17 protein-coding genes are annotated in these 15273 nt (G+C 41.1%); all 17 read right to left on the bottom strand.

What is annotated here, in order from left to right; all coding sequences use genetic code 11:
- Nucleotides 1–29 precede the first annotated feature (29 nt).
- Nucleotides 30–260: an anti-sigma-F factor Fin gene (locus NPA43_RS00340; RefSeq protein WP_003217967.1), complete on the bottom strand. Its 231-nt coding sequence runs from the start codon at nucleotides 258–260 to the stop codon at nucleotides 30–32.
- A gap of 55 nt (nucleotides 261–315) precedes the next feature.
- Entirely contained in the window at nucleotides 316–882 is a 567-nt protein-coding gene (gene pth / locus NPA43_RS00335; RefSeq protein WP_099728324.1) for an aminoacyl-tRNA hydrolase, read from the bottom strand.
- Nucleotides 883–1022: 140 nt separating this feature from the next.
- On the bottom strand, nucleotides 1023–1649 hold the full coding sequence (locus NPA43_RS00330; protein WP_099728325.1) for a 50S ribosomal protein L25/general stress protein Ctc: 627 nt from the start codon (nucleotides 1647–1649) through the stop codon (nucleotides 1023–1025).
- A gap of 137 nt (nucleotides 1650–1786) precedes the next feature.
- The gene (locus NPA43_RS00325; RefSeq protein ID WP_099728326.1) at nucleotides 1787–2740 is read right to left on the bottom strand and encodes a ribose-phosphate diphosphokinase; all 954 of its coding nucleotides are present in this window, start codon (nucleotides 2738–2740) and stop codon (nucleotides 1787–1789) included.
- Nucleotides 2741–2762: 22 nt separating this feature from the next.
- Entirely contained in the window at nucleotides 2763–4133 is a 1371-nt protein-coding gene (gene glmU / locus NPA43_RS00320; protein ID WP_099728327.1) for a bifunctional UDP-N-acetylglucosamine diphosphorylase/glucosamine-1-phosphate N-acetyltransferase GlmU, read from the bottom strand.
- A gap of 199 nt (nucleotides 4134–4332) precedes the next feature.
- Nucleotides 4333–4629 carry a septation regulator SpoVG gene (gene spoVG, locus NPA43_RS00315; protein WP_008357439.1) on the bottom strand — a complete coding sequence of 99 codons (297 nt, stop codon included), beginning with the start codon at nucleotides 4627–4629 and terminating at the stop codon, nucleotides 4333–4335.
- A 225-nt stretch (nucleotides 4630–4854) separates the two neighbouring features.
- The gene (gene ridA, locus NPA43_RS00310; protein ID WP_099728328.1) at nucleotides 4855–5232 is read right to left on the bottom strand and encodes a 2-iminobutanoate/2-iminopropanoate deaminase; all 378 of its coding nucleotides are present in this window, start codon (nucleotides 5230–5232) and stop codon (nucleotides 4855–4857) included.
- Nucleotides 5233–5270: 38 nt separating this feature from the next.
- Nucleotides 5271–6104, bottom strand: a complete 834-nt coding sequence (purR, locus tag NPA43_RS00305; RefSeq protein ID WP_099728329.1) for a pur operon repressor — start codon at nucleotides 6102–6104, stop codon at nucleotides 5271–5273.
- Nucleotides 6105–6159: 55 nt separating this feature from the next.
- On the bottom strand, nucleotides 6160–7029 hold the full coding sequence (gene ispE / locus NPA43_RS00300) for a 4-(cytidine 5'-diphospho)-2-C-methyl-D-erythritol kinase (protein WP_099728330.1): 870 nt from the start codon (nucleotides 7027–7029) through the stop codon (nucleotides 6160–6162).
- A 146-nt stretch (nucleotides 7030–7175) separates the two neighbouring features.
- Nucleotides 7176–7361 (bottom strand): small, acid-soluble spore protein, alpha/beta type, encoded by a 186-nt coding sequence (locus tag NPA43_RS00295; protein ID WP_012008653.1) that lies wholly within the window; start codon nucleotides 7359–7361, stop codon nucleotides 7176–7178.
- A 162-nt stretch (nucleotides 7362–7523) separates the two neighbouring features.
- Complete coding sequence (veg, locus tag NPA43_RS00290; RefSeq protein ID WP_003217979.1) at nucleotides 7524–7781, bottom strand: biofilm formation stimulator Veg; 258 nt, start codon at nucleotides 7779–7781, stop codon at nucleotides 7524–7526.
- Nucleotides 7782–7993: 212 nt separating this feature from the next.
- On the bottom strand, nucleotides 7994–8878 hold the full coding sequence (gene yabG / locus NPA43_RS00285) for a sporulation peptidase YabG (protein WP_099728346.1): 885 nt from the start codon (nucleotides 8876–8878) through the stop codon (nucleotides 7994–7996).
- 323 nt (nucleotides 8879–9201) lie between these two features.
- The gene (gene rsmA / locus NPA43_RS00280; RefSeq protein WP_099728331.1) at nucleotides 9202–10080 is read right to left on the bottom strand and encodes a 16S rRNA (adenine(1518)-N(6)/adenine(1519)-N(6))-dimethyltransferase RsmA; all 879 of its coding nucleotides are present in this window, start codon (nucleotides 10078–10080) and stop codon (nucleotides 9202–9204) included.
- Complete coding sequence (rnmV, locus tag NPA43_RS00275; protein WP_034324499.1) at nucleotides 10073–10633, bottom strand: ribonuclease M5; 561 nt, start codon at nucleotides 10631–10633, stop codon at nucleotides 10073–10075. The genes rsmA and rnmV overlap by 8 nt, the downstream gene beginning before the upstream one ends.
- A gap of 160 nt (nucleotides 10634–10793) precedes the next feature.
- Nucleotides 10794–11996 (bottom strand): G5 and 3D domain-containing protein, encoded by a 1203-nt coding sequence (locus tag NPA43_RS00270; RefSeq protein WP_256499208.1) that lies wholly within the window; start codon nucleotides 11994–11996, stop codon nucleotides 10794–10796.
- 244 nt (nucleotides 11997–12240) lie between these two features.
- Nucleotides 12241–13008, bottom strand: a complete 768-nt coding sequence (locus NPA43_RS00265) for a TatD family hydrolase (RefSeq protein ID WP_230031695.1) — start codon at nucleotides 13006–13008, stop codon at nucleotides 12241–12243.
- Between the two features lie 81 nt (nucleotides 13009–13089).
- A complete protein-coding gene (metG, locus tag NPA43_RS00260; protein WP_249705133.1) occupies nucleotides 13090–15090 on the bottom strand; it encodes a methionine--tRNA ligase in 2001 nt (666 codons plus the stop codon).
- Between the last annotated feature and the right edge of the window lie 183 nt (nucleotides 15091–15273).

The raw sequence follows: 15273 nt of genomic DNA, 5'->3' as shown, positions 1-15273 counted from the left end.
CTTTGGTCTAGTACCTACACCAAAGCTTTTTATTGAATAAAAGTATGATACTGATGGTAATCAGGATTTCTTTCGAGCGCCTCTTGGCAATCCTCACAAATGGTTTGTACATGTAAATCACCATTTTCCCTATAAGAAATCATATCGTTTCTTTCCTCATTTGTTAAGTGATGAAATCCAAGTGCTTCACTTTGAACAGCGGATTCATCTAGACTGCCAACCTTTACACCACAGTGCCGGCAGTAATAATGCAAAGCCATATGTGATCCTCCCATGCTGAGATTTTATGATCAGTATGTGCTTTGCTTATCATTCTTATACCTTCTTGTTGAAATCATTCATCACTTCTAAAAATGGCTTTGTTAAAGCCGCCTCACAAGCTTCAACAGACGCTTGAATGGCTGATGCGATGTCAGGCTGTTCCTCTTCTGAGAAGCGTCCTAGTACGTAATCAACGACCTTCATGCCATTTTGCGGGCGGCCAATACCGATGCGGAATCGGTCAAACTCAGGTGAGCCTAAATGCTGAATCAACGACTTAATCCCATTATGCCCTCCTGCACTTCCCTTAGTACGCAAACGAATCCGCCCAGTTGGTAAATCAAGATCGTCATAGATGACTTTTAAATGTTCAAGGGGAATATCATAGTAATCCAAAAGTGGACGCACGCATTCTCCTGATAAGTTCATATATGTAAGAGGCTTCACAAGTAGAACCTTTTGCCCTGAAACAAACCCTGTTCCAAATTGTCCATGGAATTTTGATTGATTTAATGGGATGTCCCATTTTTTTGATAATTCATCTATTGTCATAAACCCGACATTATGTCTTGTTGTTTCGTATTCTCTTCCTGGATTACCCAATCCAACGAATGCAATCATGAGACCAATAACCTCCTTTATCACAATGCACACGCCTAAAAAATGAGCCAATATGATTGCCTCATGTAAAAACGTATGAATTCTTTTCATTCTAGCACAAAAGACGCAACCGCGGGAGGGTTACGTCTCTAAATGACCAGTTATTCTCCATTGTTATCCTTTTCTTTAATAGCCTCAGGTTCTTGTGTTTCCTCTTCGCTATCTGGCTCAGGAACCTCGGATTGCTGAGGCGGTAGAATGGATGCAACGACTTCTTCTGGATCGTTATTTATTTGATAGGTTGACTGAACAGGCAGATCACCCACTGTTAGTACATCATTTACATCTAAGTTTGTAATATCAGCTTCAATATGTTGCGGGATATCCTTCGGTTTTGCTGTAACGGATAATTCAAATAGTGGCTGCTGAAGTACACCGCCATCTTTTACCCCTTTAGACTCACCAATCAGCTGTACAGGTACATCTGCATCAATTTCTCGCTGTAAGTCGACCACTTGGAAATCAGCGTGAACAAGCTCGTTTTTCAGCGGATCTGTTTGTAATTCTGTGACCATCACAGATTTTGTATCGCCGCCCACGTCTAATGTGATGATTGTATTCTTCCCTTCATCACGTAAGGTCTTTAATAAATCGATGCTGTCTAATGAAACAGCCAGGTTGTCTGTGTTTTTTCCGTATATGACACCAGGAACGTGTCCTGAATGACGGATTTTTTGCAGTGTGGAACGTTTGAAATCAGTTCTTTTATTTGCTTTTAAAGTTGCCATATTCAGCACCATCCTATTTCTTTTTTGTCACTACTTTCATAAATACCCATAACTGAATCATTTTAAACATGTTTGGCTGTCAATTATGACAGCAAAAAGACCCTAAGCTGATACCTAGGGCCTTTTTGAAAAGAGAATTAGCTAAAAAGGTAGCTCACAGATTCTTCTTCATGCACACGGATGATGGCTTCTGCAAGCAAAGGCCCAACTGAAAGTGGAATGATTTTTTCTACTTTCTTGTCATCTGTTAAGTGAATACTGTTGGTTACAACCAATTCTTTAATTTTAGAGTTTGTGATGCGTTCTACTGCTGGCCCAGACAATACTGGGTGAGTACAGCAAGCATACACTTCAGTCGCTCCATTTTCGACAAGCGCATTTGCTGCCAGTGTAATGGTACCAGCTGTATCAATGATATCATCAATCAGAATCGCCGTTTTACCTTCAATGTTACCGATGATGTTCATCACTTCAGCAACGTTTGGCTTCGGACGACGTTTGTCGATAATTGCGATTGGCGCTTTTAAGCGGTCTGCCATTTTGCGCGCACGTGTCACACCACCGTGGTCAGGAGACACAACGACAATATCATTCAAGTTTTTCTGTTCGAAATAGTTTGTTAAGATTGGCACAGCCATTAAGTTATCGATTGGAATATCAAAGAAACCTTGGATTTGCGGCGCATGTAGATCTAGTGCGATAACACGTGTAGCACCAGCTGTTTCAAGTAAGTTGGCAAAAAGCTTCGCAGTGATTGGCTCACGAGGTTTTGCCTTACGATCTTGACGTGCATATCCGTAATAAGGGATCACAATGTTGACAGTTTTCGCAGAAGCACGTTTTAATGCATCAACCATAATGAGAAGTTCCATAATGTGCTCATTAACTGGCGCACTTGTTGATTGAATGACATAACAATCACAGCCGCGAATACTTTCTTCAATATTGATTTGGACTTCACCGTCACTAAAACGTTTAACAGAGCTCTTTCCTACATCAACTCCGATACGATCGGCAATTTCTTTAGCAAGTTCAGGGTTTGAATTCAAAGAGAATATCTTCAAATTCGCATCAGCATAACGATTAGACATGGTAAACCTCCGGGTATTTGGATTATTTTTTATGAATATTTTTCACATAATCTTCTTTATTGACTTGTCTTGCTCTAGCAATAGACAATGCATCCTGCGGCACATCTTCTGTAACCGTTGAACCGGCTGCAACATATGCCCCTTTTCCGACAGTGACTGGTGCGACGAGATTTGAATTACAGCCAATAAAGGCGCCGTCTTCAATCTTTGTTATGAATTTGTTCTTCCCATCATAGTTGACTGTAATTGATCCACAGCCAAGGTTTACATCAGTGCCGACCTCTGCATCTCCAATATAGCTTAGGTGGGATGCTTTGCTGCGGTCACCGAAAACCGTTTTCTTGATTTCGACAAAATTCCCGATCTTCACTTCATCGCCAATTTTCGACAACGGGCGAATATGCGCAAACGGCCCAATTGTCACATCTACTCCTACCTCACTATCGCAGACGACAGATTGCTTAATCACTGTTCGATCTCCGATGATGCTATCAACAATTTCAGTGTTCGGCCCAATGGTGGCGTCTGCACCGATTTTTACATTCCCTTTGATGACCGTCCCAGGATAAATGATTGTATCTTCACCGATGACAGCATCTGGCGAGATATACGTGTTCTCAGGATCAATCAAGGTCACACCATTCTTCATATGCTGATGATTAATACGTCGCTTCATGAATTGCTCTGCTTGTGATAGAGCAATACGATCATTCACTCCAAGTGTTTCTTCAAAATGCGGTGTTTGATAGGCTGCAACTGTTTGTCCTTCATTCTTTAAAATTTCAATGACATCTGGCAAATAGTATTCGCCCTGTGCATTTTCATTCGACACTTGCTCAATCACACGGAAGAGATCTTCATTTGCGAAGCAATAGGTCCCTGTATTAATTTCATTCACTTGACGTTCTGCATCATTCGCATCTTTATGCTCCACAATCTTCACAACAGCATCTGTTTCGTCACGAATAATACGGCCATAGCCTGTTGGGTCATCCGCATGTGCTGTTAAAATAGTGACCTTCGCTTGATGTTTTTGATGCTCGGTTAACATGGCTTCCATTGTTTCCGCTGTCAATAATGGCGTATCTCCACAGATGACAATGGTTGTTCCCTTTTCCTGCGCGAGGAACGACTTTGCTTGTTTGACGGCATGTGCTGTTCCCAGCTGTTCTTCTTGAAGTGCATATTCACTTCTATCCCCAAGCTGTTCCTTGACGTCCTCTGCTCCATGACCGACAATCGTCACAAGCTTGGCTAAAGAAAGCTTTAACGCTTCATCTGCCACATGCTCGACCATTGGCTTTCCGCAAACTGGATGAAGTACTTTGTATAGCTTTGACTTCATTCTCGTTCCTTTTCCCGCTGCTAATATCACTGCGAACCGCTTATCCATTGATTGGCCTCCAATATCCCTATTATCCATAGAAAAATATATCCTAAATATGAACTGATTTCAAGGATACATGAGGAAGTACAATAATTTTCTAATGGATGATACACAGAAGAAACAGAAGAAAAAACGCAAAAAAGACAGCATTTAAAAGAAAACATTCCATTTTCTCTTAAAGCTGTCTTTTTAGTTTCACATATGATTAAGAAGCTCCAGCTTCTTCATATTCAATTGTTTCTTCTTCTTCGCCTAAGCGATGATATTCATTTAAAACAGCATCTTGGATTTTACCCCGAGTGCTTGAGTTAATTGGATGTGCAATATCGCGAAACTCTCCATCAGGCGTGCGTTTGCTAGGCATTGCAACAAACAACCCATTATTTCCATCAATCACACGAATATCATGAACAACAAATTCGTGGTCCAGCGTGATGGATGCAATCGCCCTCATGCGACCATCGGTATTCACGCGGCGTAATCTTACGTCAGTAACTTCCACAGTAGTTCACCACCTTTTCCCAATATAAAAGCATTACTTAGGTATTCAACGATTGTGGTGATTCTCCTGCTCTTTTTTTAAACTTTTTTTGAAATATCGGGATATTTATACATTTTTTGTCATTTCAATGACGGCGCTTACATCTGTTACGTGAAAAAAAGACATCATGATGATGCCTTTTCCTGCATATGATGAAACCAAACGGCTTTCAATGAGGCTGCCTGTTTATTTCACTAGTGCAACAACTTCAATTTCTACAAGTGCATCCTTTGGAAGTCTTGCTACTTCTACACATGAACGAGCTGGCTTATGCGTATGGAAATACTCACCGTACACTTCATTCACTTCAGCAAATTGTTCCATATCTTTAATGAAAACAGTTGCCTTCACGACTGTTTCAAATGAAGCACCTGCTGCTTCAAGTACGGCCTCGAGATTACGGAAAACTTGATGTGTTTGGTCTTTAATATCTCCGTTTACGAAATCTCCAGCTGGCGTTAATGGAATCTGGCCTGAGCTGTAAAACATGTTATTGACAATCATTCCTTGAGAGTAAGGTCCAATGGCTGCTGGTGCGTTTTTGGTTTGAACAACTTTTGTCATATCAATCTCTCCCATTCAAATACATGTTTGATCAAAGCTTAAGCTTTGGAATGAAAAAACTCGTGGAAATTGCCTTCATTGATCTCAATGATCTTCTGCTTCATATCAATGGTTGACAGCTTTAACAACGATATATATTCATCGACAAGACGTTCATCTACGCCCTCATCTTCTAAAAGAACACCGATCCCTGCAACATTTGCATTGAATTCCTCAAGCAGATTCATCATGCCATTAATGGTTCCGCCCGCTTTCATAAAGTCATCAATGATCAGGACATTGGATCCTTTATCTAAGCTCCGCTTTGCAAGTGACATGGTTTGAATTCGGTTAGAAGAACCTGACGCATAATTAATACTCACAGTTGATCCCTCGGTTACCTTATTATCTTTTCTAACGATCACAACAGGCACATTTAAATAACCTGCAACAGAATAGGCAATTGGAATACCTTTCGTCGCAACGGTCATGACAACATCAATCGCACGGTCCGCAAAGATGGTCGCAAAAAGCTTACCGATTTTCGCAAGAATCGATGGATTGCCTAAAACATCGGTTAAATATAAATAGCCGCCAGGAAGTACACGTTCAGGAGTCGATAAAGCCTCTCCGATATCGTTTACTACGTCGTCTGCTTCTTTTAGGTGAATCTTTGGAATATATTTCACTCCGCCAGCAGCACCAGGTACAGTAAGCAATGTGCCTATGCCCTGCTGTTCGAAGGTCTGTTTAATAATTGTTAAGTCTTCACTAATGGAGGACTTCGCAGATTGATATCGTTCTGCAAAAAATGTTAACGGTACTAGTACGTGCGGGTGGGTTAACAAATAATTTGTTAAGTCCACCAATCTGCCGCTTCGACGAAACTTCATGAACTTACCCCCAGAACCCGAATAATTTATGAATAATATAACTTAATATACGGATTTAATCAAGGGCATTTTGTTCGCCGATCATGCGGACAGCGTAAACTTGATCACAAAATCCTCTCAGTCCGTTATATATTCTTTGTACCTTAGATTCATATTGAATCAAGCCAAATACAGTTGGGCCGCTTCCACTCATTAAAACAGCATCTGCACCGAATCGCTTCATCTGTCTCTTAATCATATCTACTTCTGGATACATCTTTAATGTCACAGATTCCAAAACGTTACCGAGTGAGCCGCACATCCCTTTATAGTCTTTCGCTTCAATTGCTTCTATCATACGCTGTACATTTGGGTGTTCTACTTTGCTTGCGTCGTATTGTCTGTAGACTTCAGCTGTAGATACCCCAATCACCGGCTTCGCTAAAATAACCCAGCAATGCGGAGGTGTCGCAATATGCTTCAGTTTCTCTCCACGTCCTGTCGCTAGTGCTGTCCCTCCGTGTACACAAAAAGAGACATCTGAGCCGATCTCCGCTCCAAGCTCAGCTAGTTCATCTAACGTGAGATTTAACTTCCACAAGCGATTTAAGCCGCGCAGAGCCGCTGCTGCATCGCTGCTGCCCCCAGCTAGACCTGCTGCGACAGGAATTGATTTTGTGATGACAATCGATACTCCTTTTTGAATACCGAATCTTGTTTTTAGTAATTTAGCCGCCTGATAGGCCAGATTACGCTGATCATCTGGCACAAATCGATTATGAGATGATACACGGATTTCATCTTTGTCCAGCTCCGTCAGCTCTAGTCGATCTGCAAGGTCTATTGTTGTCATCACCATCTCCACTTCGTGATATCCATCCGGTCTTTTTCCATGAACATCAAGTGAAAGATTAATTTTTGCCGGTGCTTTTTCTAAAATACGCAAACATTTCACCTACTTCTCCATCTAAACATAAGTATCAATATTGTATCACATTTGATGGATCTGATGAATATTGGCTTTAACGCCTAGCACACTGACTTTTCCATCAAAAAAAGCCAGAGACACCCGAGGTATCCCTGACCGTTTATCTATCGTTGATTCTCATCCTGAGCCATGTGCTGTTGAGCTAATTCAATGGCACGTTTGACCATGTTACCTGCGTCACGCGCACGAATCTCTCCCCAGCCTCCATTTTTGACGGTATCATAAAATCCAAGATCCTTCGCCAGTTCGTATTTGAACTCATCTGACATAATGCCTCGGCGTCTACCCAAACGAAACAGCCCCTTTAGTCGAGAATTCGAATCAGCGCCACCGCTTCGTGGCTTTCTTATTTTGTATCGAATCTTTCCTTTTACCCCTTTCAAATAATGGACAGGCGCCCATACAGAAAAAAAGGCAAAACAAAAAGCAGTAAACAAGAAGTTCACTGCCCATTAATAGGCGACTGAGCTAGCGGTATCATCGAACGTTAATTCGACCGTCTCAGTCAGTATATCTGCATAACTGTAAGAAACTCTTTCAAACGAATTCTCATCTTGATCTAATTGAATCACAAAAACAGAAGGGTACGTTTCAGCTAAAATGCCCGAACGCTCAATTGTTTTACGGCGGCCTCCGTTAGCCTTTAACGTCAAACGTTTACCTAAGTTACCATCAAGCGATCTTTTGATGTCGGACAAAGTCTTCGCCATTGCATCCACCTCACTGAGATAATTATACAACAACGGCCCGTTTTTGTCAAATAAAAATTAAATTATATCAACGAACACGAGCCATTGTCAACAAAATAATTTTGACAAACTTCTACCTTTTCTTCTCCCTATTTTTCTCAAATTCCGGTGAATTATGTATCCGTTTGAAATTTCTTTTTGAATATAAAAAAACCAGACTGAAATCAGTCGGGTTATGTCGATTCTTGGTCTCTTTTATATGGCATACCTACCCTTAAAACACCCTTCGTTTCGATTCCTCCGAGACCTTTTTCTCTTGTTAATGTATTTCGGAGCACATCCCACACGTTGATTCGATCTACAAATGGAGTGAAGCTGATCTTCGCAACAATATAGACGGGGTCTAGCGCATGGATGTTGACACGAGAAGGTGAGCTTGCAAAATTGGCACCTGCTTGGATCAATGATTCAAAATGAGATTGACAGGCACCTGCAAAGATCACAAGCTGATCTAAATGCGGAATTTTCCTTCTTGCTTTTTGAACCGTTTCAACGAAATGACGAGAATGGCGATAGGCACCGATATCATGTACACCGCCTTTTTGCTTGGAATACGCATCATGTCCTGTGATGACCAAGATATCAGGCCGATATTGATCGATTAACGAGTCAATCATGCTTGGCATTTTCTTCTCATGGCAATGCACGCCATACACAGGCACACCAATTCGTTCATATACGTCTAAGCATTTCTTTAAGTACGAAGCATCTCCATCTAAATGAAGAACCTTTCCAGGCATGTGAAAATACTGCTCCTGATGCTGATATTGTCCAGAAGTATAATATTCTTGTTTTTCACGCAGCAGCTGATAATCCTGTCTGAGTAAATCGAGCGATTCGTTAATTTTTCGTTCGTCGTCCTTCTCTCTTGTCAGCTGCTCCTCTTTTTGAATCAAGACCAAGTCAGACATCTTTGCATCAGCAATCAGCCTCACTTCATTCCCATGCAAAATGGCGGTGGCTTCGTGCTGATCTGTCTCATCAATTCGAATGATACGAAACATAATATCCATTTGATAGGATGCCCTCGTCACCATATCTCCTATTTGAAATTGCATGCTTTTCACTCCACAATCAGGCTCATATCCTGTTGGTATCGTCTTGCGTTGAACATGTTCATCTTTCATGTGTGCTGTTCTTTCTAGCCTATGCCCGAACGGATAAAGTGGTGAAAAACAAAAGAAAAAGCCCTTAAAGTAGGGCTTCAGATTTAAAGAGAAAGTGGGGGTTTTCAAGACAAGGTGTCAACAAAGCCCTCATTTTTGTCTTTTCAACTGTTCACGAAACGATATATGGTGTTTTTCGCTTTCGTTACATTCAATATACGGTGTATCTAGACCTTAAAAAAAATTGTCGAGATTTTCTCGACAGCCTGAAGCCCTTAAAGTAGGGCTTTTTGTAAAACGTTAGCTAAACGGGCAAATTCCTCAATGGATAATGACTCACCGCGTCGCTTTCCATCAATGTCAGCTGTTTCAAGGGCTTCTTCAATGATGGCTTTATGTTTTTTACCATCAGGCAGATTGTTCAACAGGTTATTCATCAATGTCTTCCGGCGCTGGCCAAAGCTCGCACGGATGAGCTGAAAGAAAAATGCATCATTTTCTACTGAGACAGCAGGCGTTTCACGAACTGTTAGTTTAATAACAGCCGAATCAACATTTGGCTGGGGAACGAAAACGGTTTTAGGCACAACCATGACCGTTTTCGCTTCCGTATAAAATTGAACCGCAATAGAAAGCGAGTTGTATTCCTTCGATGAAGGGACAGCTGCCATACGATCTGCGACTTCTTTTTGCAGCATGACCACAATCCCTTTCAATGGAAGGTTTTCTTCCAGCAATTTCATAATAATCGGTGTCGTCACGTAATAAGGAAGGTTGGCTACAACCATCACTTCTTTACAGTCAGCAAAGTTTTCTTCGATGACCTTTCCTACATCCGCCTTCAATACGTCTTGGTGAATGATGGTGACATTATCATATGGAGAAAGTGTATCGTTTAAAATGGGCAATAAACGCTGGTCGATTTCGAAAGCGGTCACTTTCTTTGCTCGTTTAGCGAGCTGTTCTGTCAATGCGCCGATACCAGGTCCAATTTCAATAACGCCGGTCTCATCCGTAATCTCTGCATGATCGACTATACGATCTAAAATATTTGTATCAATTAAAAAGTTCTGCCCTAAGCTCTTTTTAAAAGAGAAACCGTACTTCTTTAGTATTTCCTTCGTTCTGACGGGTGTCGCAATATCTTTATTCATCGGCTTCCTCCTGCATGACGGTCTTTAAGGCCGCAATAAAATCATGTTTGGTTATTTGAAACATATGAAGGCGCTTTTGCAGCTGCTTCGCATTGGTATATCCTATATTTAAAAGCACACCTAGTCGTTCGCGGCGGCGTTTCGATGCATCGCCTCCGATAAGGCCTGCGTCAAATAAGTCGTCTAATGTAATGTCACTTTCCGATTCTTCCATTTCCTCATGGACATGAGCAAGGCATTCCCGAATACTGTCCAAGGAAGCGTGCTCGACGCCAATCCCTTTGTCCCGCTTCGCTTTCGCAAGATGTTTTGGCAAAAAAGCGTGCTTACAACCCGGAACCGCTTCTGCGATGGTTTTACGGATCTTTTCACCAGGAAAATCAGGGTCTGTTAAAATAATGACACCCCTCGTCTCCTGAGCAAGACGCACTTGTTGAATGACTGTATCGCCAATGGCAGATCCGTTTGTTTCGATCGTATCTGCATCAACGGCCATCTTCACTCTGGCAGTGTCATCACGACCCTCCACCACAATGATTTCTTTGATTTTCATTTATTCCTCCGCTTGCAAAAACAATAAACATTTTTTGGTCAGAAAATGAAACCTTTCATGCTGTTTTTGCGTCTAATTAATTAGAAAACAGTGCTTCTATTATAACCAAAAAAACAGAGGGTGCGCAAAGCCCTCTGTTCATATAAATGATTTGATGTGTTTATTTGAGCACTCTAATTTTTACTCGTTTATTTCCCCATTGATAAGCTGCCGACTTACTTGGGACGAACACATCAATTTTATTCCCTTTTATAGCAGATCCAGTGTCTGATGCAACGGCATATCCATAGCCTTCCACATACACTTTAGAGCCTAGCGGAATGACACTCGGATCAACTGCTATGACCTTTGCACCCGGATTTGCTTTTAAATTAAAACCTGTAGACGTTCTGCCCGTACATCCAGCACAGCTCGCTGTATAGGCTGTTGACGCCACGTAGAATTCTTTTCCTGATGATTCATTGCTTCTTGAAACTGCAGGGGATGCTTTAGGTTCCTTTTTGGACACTTGAGTACCAATGGCCACTATACGATCCTTGCTATCTTTTTCAGTTACTTCTTTGATTAATTCTTTAGACACCACTTTGCCGTTTTCTTTCACAATGGCATAGTGCTTCTTCAATTTACCTTCTTCACCTTTTTTAAGCACCTTCTCTTTTCCTTTTTCAAGAGAACGATCCTTTTTATGTTTGGTATCAAAAGCAATTTTCTCTTCCACTACATCGGTGACTTTTTCCACCCGAGTGATCTGGATATCTGCGCTTTCTTTAGAAATGTTACTATGTAGCGCAGGTTTGATCTTATCGTGCTTCTTGAGCCTCAGCTCTTGTTGCTTTAAAAAGTCAGCGACCGTAGTCGAAGTGGTCCACACTTTTTTATCCTTTCCTCCATCCTTTAAGCTGACCTGGAAGGCCTGCTGAACCACAAGATTCATATTCTTTTTAATCTTGTCATTCTTTCCTGGAGTCACTTGATCGTGCTTCCCAATATCTATCTTCTCATTCTTCAATAATGCTCCAACCGTCTGATCTGTTGTCCATATCGTTTTCTCTTTCCCATCTAGGGTCAGATGAACCGGTATAGCCGCATCATACACAATGTTCATATTGTCTTGAATCTTTGTATTTAGACTCGGAGAGATATGATCCTCCGCCCTGGTCCGTATCCCAAGGTCTGAAAGCAGCTGTGCTACTGTCTCTTCATGTGTACGAATTGTCTTCTCTTTACCATTGATTGAAATGGTAATAGACTGCTTAGTGAACTCATGCGCACCGTAAGCCGTCCCAGTTCCAGCTAAAAGTAAGCAAGCGACTAGTAATAAAACCTTGCCTTTTCCTAGCTTGATAGAAAACAGATTTTTCATTTTTTGTACGATGAAAAACGCCTCCTTCTCCTCGGAGAGATTATATAGAGTATCTCAAAACCTGTCAACCCTTCCACCCACTGTACAAAAATGCTCGATTGTAAACCTATTATGGGAGATTTATGGAAGGAAGGGAAGAAAGACTTATCGACAACTTATCCTATGAGGAACAGCAAACGTGTAGAACTTTTTCGTTATGTTTCACAATTGGACAGGCTTAAACAAGGTTTGACATCATATACTGTCAGTTTATACGGAAAACTTTTTTCGCATTTTCTGTTGTCAATTCAGCAAGCTCTTCAAAGCTGATTTCTCGTAATTCGGCAATTTGCTCTGCGATATATTTCACATAGCTTGGCTCATTTCGTTTCCCTCTAAATGGCGCTGGTGTTAAATATGGGCAGTCTGTTTCAATCAATAGTCGATCACTTGGTATGTCCTTTACAACTTCTTTCGGTTTTTTGGCATTTTTAAATGTCACGGGTCCACCGAATGAAATATAAAAGTTCATATCCATACACGCTTTTGCAATTTCTAGGCTTCCTGTAAAGCAGTGCATAATACCACCAACTTCCGCCGCTCCCTCTTCCTTTAAGATCGTCACGACATCTTCCGTTGCGTCACGGTTATGAATGATGATTGGCAGATTCACTTCCTTCGCAAGAGCAATTTGACGTCTAAAGACTTCTTTTTGTACATCTTTTGGCGACTTGTCCCAATAGTAATCCAGACCCATTTCTCCAATGGCAACGACCTTTTCATGTTGAGATAATTCTTTGATCCAAGCCAAATCCTCATCTGTCATATCAATGGCATCGACAGGATGCCAGCCGATCGCTGCATAAATGAAATCATACTCTTCAATTAACTCCATCGCTCTCGTTATGGTTGAGCGGTCAAACCCGACTACGACGATTTTCTCTACCTTTTCACTTTTCGCTCTTTCGATCACCTGCTCTAAGTCTTCATTGTATTGTTCCGCATTTAAATGGGCATGTGTATCAAATAACATCGTTGATTGCTCCTTTCGACAATTCTCCTAAAAAACAAAAGGTGTTCGACGAAATGTTACACGTGGAACACCTTTGTTGATTTATAAAATTTTTGTTCCATTCGCTAGAGATTGATCCACTTCAAGGACCTGCAATTTCCCACCAGTTTCCCCAGTTAAAATCATTCCCTGGGAAATTTCCCCTCTGAGTTTAACTGGCGTGAGATTTGCTACGCAAACAAGCTTCTTCCCTACCAATTCATCTGGTTGATAATGCTTGGCAATCCCTGAGACAATTTGTCTTTTTTCAAATCCAAAATCAAGCTGAAGCTTTAAGAGACGATCCGCTTTTTTAACTGGAGCTGCTTCCAAAACTTGTGCTACTCGAAGATCAACTTTCGAGAAATCATCAAATGCAATTTCTGCTCCCAGTTCAGGTAATTCCGTTTCTTCTATTTCAGCTTTCTCTTCTTCTACCTTAGGAGCACTTCCCTGCATTTTCTCTTTAATGTACGCCACTTCTTCTTCAACCTCTAAACGCGGGAACAACGGCTCTCCTTTTTGTACTGTTGCTTTTTGAATCGCACCAAAAGAAAGAATGCTGTCCCAGCTTTTAAGCTTCTCTTCTTCAATTCCAAGCTGGAAGAAGATTTTCTCAGGTGTTTTTGTTAAGAATGGTGTTAATTGCACTGCTGTGATTCGAAGTGATTCTGCCAAATGATACATGACAGAGTGCAGTTCTTTTCGTTTCGTTTCATCCTTCGCTAACACCCATGGAGCTGTTTGATCAATATATTTATTAGTTCTGCTGATCAATGTCCAAACATTTGTAAGAGCCACCGAGAATTCAAGGTTTTCCATCGCTTCTTCATAGGCTTTTACCGTTTGTTCAGCCACAGCTTTAAGCTCCTCATCAAATTCATTGACAGGACCCTTATAACTGCTTAATGTACCATCAAAATATTTTTGTACCATCGCGACCGTACGGTTAAGTAAGTTCCCTAAATCATTGGCAAGATCATAGTTTACACGTTCCACAAATCCTTCTGGTGTAAACACGCCATCCGCACCAAATGGCACTTCGCGAAGTAGATAATAACGAAGGGCATCAAGACCATAGCGATCAATTAATGTGACCGGATCTACCACATTCCCTTTTGATTTAGACATTTTGCCATCTTTCATGAGCAGCCAGCCGTGTGCGAAAATTTGTTTCGGCAGAGGCAGATCAAGTGCCATCAGCATAATTGGCCAATAAATTGTATGGAAGCGCACAATTTCTTTCCCTACAAGGTGCACGTTGGCAGGCCAATATTTTTTATATTTTTCATCCTGATCGGTTCCATAGCCAATCGCTGTTAAATAGTTGAATAACGCATCAATCCATACATAAATCACGTGTTTCGGATTATTAGGTACTTTAATTCCCCAATCAAAGGTTGTTCTTGATACAGCTAAATCCTCTAAACCTGGTTTAATGAAGTTATTGATCATTTCATTCTTTCTTGATTCAGGCTGAATGAACGATGGGTTCTTTTCGTAGTAGTCCAGTAAACGATCTGCATACTTACTCATACGGAAGAAATATGATTCCTCTTTAATCAATTCAACAGGGTGACCACTGTCGGGGCTTTTCCCGCCAATGACTTCACCTTTCTCATTTCGCTCAACATCAACAAGCTGTGTTTCCGTATAGAATGTTTCATCAGGAATACTGTACCAGCCCTCATATTGATCTAAATAGATATCTCCTTGATCAAGCAGCTTTTGGAAGACTTGCTCAATGATTTTCGTATGCCTTTTTTCCGTTGTACGAATGAAATCATCATTTGAAATGTCGAGTTTCTTCCATAATGATTGAATGTCTGTAACGACGGGATCTAAATACTCAATCGGTGTAATATTTTGTTCTTCAGCTTTTTGCTGAATTTTTTGTCCGTGCTCATCTGTACCTGTTAAATACATCACATCATAGCCTTGAAGACGTTTATAACGAGCCATGGCATCCCCTGCCACTGTCGTATAAGCATGTCCAATATGTAATTTTCCGCTCGGATAGTAAATAGGTGTTGTCAGATAAAACGTTTTTTTCTTTTCCGGCATGTCGGAACCTCCTGCGTGTGTGTAAATGTCAAAAGCTCCCGCCCAATGGACGAGAGCGGCTATAATCACTTCATTAAAATGTGTCAGATCATTTCATTATGTTTTGCACTTGTGCTTTCTCTATGATACCATCTTAGCCTTTAAGATCAAGCATATATACATGGAACAAGCTGAAATGATCGA

Source organism: Bacillus pumilus (assembly GCF_024498355.1).
Taxonomy (GTDB): domain Bacteria; phylum Bacillota; class Bacilli; order Bacillales; family Bacillaceae; genus Bacillus; species Bacillus pumilus_P.
This window is presented reverse-complemented; position numbering and strand designations above follow the sequence as displayed.